Source organism: Nitratireductor aquibiodomus NL21 = JCM 21793 (assembly GCF_000615975.1).
Lineage (GTDB): Bacteria > Pseudomonadota > Alphaproteobacteria > Rhizobiales > Rhizobiaceae > Nitratireductor > Nitratireductor aquibiodomus.
Genome location: NZ_BAMP01000167.1, coordinates 1 through 2,833, shown reverse-complemented (window position 1 = coordinate 2,833; position 2,833 = coordinate 1). Strand labels below are relative to the sequence as shown.

Below are 2,833 nucleotides of genomic sequence, written 5' to 3'. Positions count from 1 at the left end.
AACCGCAGAGAGCGGAAAGCACATTGGAATCCTTTCAACGGTTTTTAGGGGGCTCTTGCAGGCTCTTTTCAAACCGGCTTGGCGGGGCGGTCAAGCCGCCGCCGTGGAGGCGCAGGAACTCCACCAGCCAAAGCATGCGCACAGCATATGGCATGATGCGGTCTGCGGTTTGCGCGATTGCGCTTTCACTCTTGCTGGCGCTCGGACTGCTTGCATTTTCCAACGGGTCGGCGAATGCGCAGGATATTCCGCCAACATCACCCTGCACCTATGGTGCGAACCGTACACCGCCTGGGTGGACTGTCGGTTCTGGCACGCCGGATTGTTCGAACAGGACAACCAACGCTCTGACGGGTGCGCCCTGGAACGGGGGCCCAATCCCCGTAACTCCGAATGGCCACACAACCTTTACCTCGTTTCACAACGAAACCATTTCGACAACGATGACAAATCTCGAGGTGGGCCGGGAGTATCGCGTGCCGATGTTTGCGGCGCCGTGGTCGACGGGCACCTACGGTGCCTGTAGAGGCCTGACCGTTTCGACAACTGGAGTCAGTACAGACCTCGAATACCCCGCTGAAAGCGGCTGGAACCAGCAGGCGTTCGTGTTTACCGCGCAATCCACGTCGCAGCCCTTGACCATTGGTTCCTACAATCCCGACGGTGGCGCCTGTATGACGGCCTTCGTTCTGGGTTCTGAGGTCGCCGAGATCATCAAGACGGTTTCGGAAGGCGATAAGGCTGGCGACGTTCTGACTTTCACGATGACGGTTGAGAACCAGGGCATCGGCTCACTGAGCGACGTTTCGATCAGCGAGGACGTTCTTGAACGGGCCGACGGCACCCCATTGACCCTGGATAGCGGACCGACATTTGTTTCTGCCAGTGGCGGCTCGCCGGAAGGAATGTTGACCGAAGGGGAAACAGCCACCTACACAGCGACTTACACGCTGACGCAGGAAGATGTGGATGCTGGAGGCTTGTCCAATCAGGCTACGGCCGAGGGAACCGACGAGCGCGGGAACCTCTTCAACGATATCTCCAGCGACACGGCGAACGTGGACGAGAACCCGACCACTGTGACGATCCCGCCCAATCCCGACTATGATTTCATCAAGCAGGGGGAACTGGAAGATCTCAACGGCAATGGTCAGGCGGATGCCGGGGAACTGATCAATTATACGTTCACGATCGAGAACACGGGCAATGTGACGCTGACGGATATCGTTGTCGAGGATGACAAGACCCCGGTTTCGGGCAGCCCGATCGCCTCGCTGGCGCCGGACGAGAGCAGATCCGACCTGACGGGCGCCTATGCGATCACGCAGGAGGATATCGACCGCGGCTATGTCGAGAATCTCGGGGAAGCGACCGCAAAGGACCCGCAGGGCGAAGATGTGGACCGGCTGTCGAGGGCGCTGGAGGGCGTCCCGGGCGATCCGACGGTGGTCTCGTTCGAGCCGAAACCGGGAATCGAAGTGGACCTGATCGATGAATGGACCGACACGAACGGAAATGGCTATCCGGACGTCGGAGAACCGGTCACCTATTCCTTTGTGATCCGCAATACCGGCAATGTGACGCTGGACAATATCGTCATTGCTTCACTGGAGGTTACGGCAGATTCGTCGCAAACCTCGATACCGGTAGCACTTCCGGGAACCAGTCTGTCCAGTTTTGCCCCAGGCAGTGAGGACACGACGACCTTCACGACTTCCTATACGCTGACGCAGGCTGATATTGATGCCGGCGGGATTGTCGCAACGGCGAGTGTTGAGCCATGGCACCCAACAGCACGCCGCTCGCCGACATATCGGACGACCCGGACGAAATGGCCGACGTCGATGTCGAAGGCGACGGGGAGCCTGACGATCCAACACCCACTCCGCTGCCGCACAACGGTTCATTGGCAATCGAAAAAACGGGAGAGTTCCAGGGAGCCGAGGGGCAGTTTGCCGAGCCCGGGGACACGATCGTCTACACGTTCAAGGTTACGAACGACGGCAATGTGACTGTCACTGACGTCGTGCCTGCCGATCCGGGCCCCCGTTTTAATGACCGTCCCGGCAGTGGTGAACTTTCATCGTTCACACCGTCCAGCGAGGAGCTGGCGTCTGGACAGACGGCTACGTTCACAGCGACCTATACGTTAACACAGGATGATATCGATGGGGCGCAGGGTATCGAAGGCGGTGTGAAGAACACGGCAACGGCAACAGGCAAGGATCCCTTGGGGCAGGAGGTGATCTCACCCGAAGCTGAAGCGGCGGTCGATCTGCCAGGCTATGCGATCAGCAAGATGACGCCGATGGCGGAAGTTCATCGCGGTGGCCGTGTCCCATACACGATCCGCGTCAAGTCCCTCGGGTTCTCGGGAGAAAGCACTGTCAACATCATCGACATGACGCCATCAGGTCTGACCTTTGTGCGTGGTTCGGCTCTGCTGGATGGCAGTCCTGTTGCGCCCACAGCGGAGGCACGAAAACTGACATTCGAGAATGTCACGCTTCCCGCTGGAGGAGAGGTCCTGATCGATCTCGAGCTTGGTGTGACCTCGGCCGCAAAGCCTGGAGAATATGTGAACCGAACCTGGGTTGAGGATCTTTCGGGCGCAGCAATCTCCCGGGTTGCCACAGCAACCGTAGAGGTGGTGGTGGAAGCCCTGTTCGATTGCGGCGACATTCTTGGCAAGGTGTTCGACGACCGGAACCGCAATGGGTATCAGGATGCAGGCGAACCGGGGCTGGCGGGTGTGCGGGTTGCGACGGTGAAGGGTCTGCTTCTGACAGCGGACGATCACGGGCGCTTTCATGTGGCCTGTGCGGACCTTCCT

2 protein-coding genes are annotated in these 2,833 nt (G+C 59.2%); both read left to right on the top strand.

The features are described from left to right. The first annotated feature begins 482 nt into the window (after window positions 1-482). Window positions 483-2,012, top strand: a complete 1,530-nt coding sequence (locus tag JCM21793_RS29020; protein WP_244439988.1) for a CLIPPER-2 domain-containing protein — start codon at window positions 483-485, stop codon at window positions 2,010-2,012. Beyond that, the coding region (locus JCM21793_RS30785; protein ID WP_441909649.1) for a CLIPPER-2 domain-containing protein at window positions 1,907-2,833 on the top strand (927 nt) is incomplete at its 3' end. The genes JCM21793_RS29020 and JCM21793_RS30785, both read left to right, overlap by 106 nt.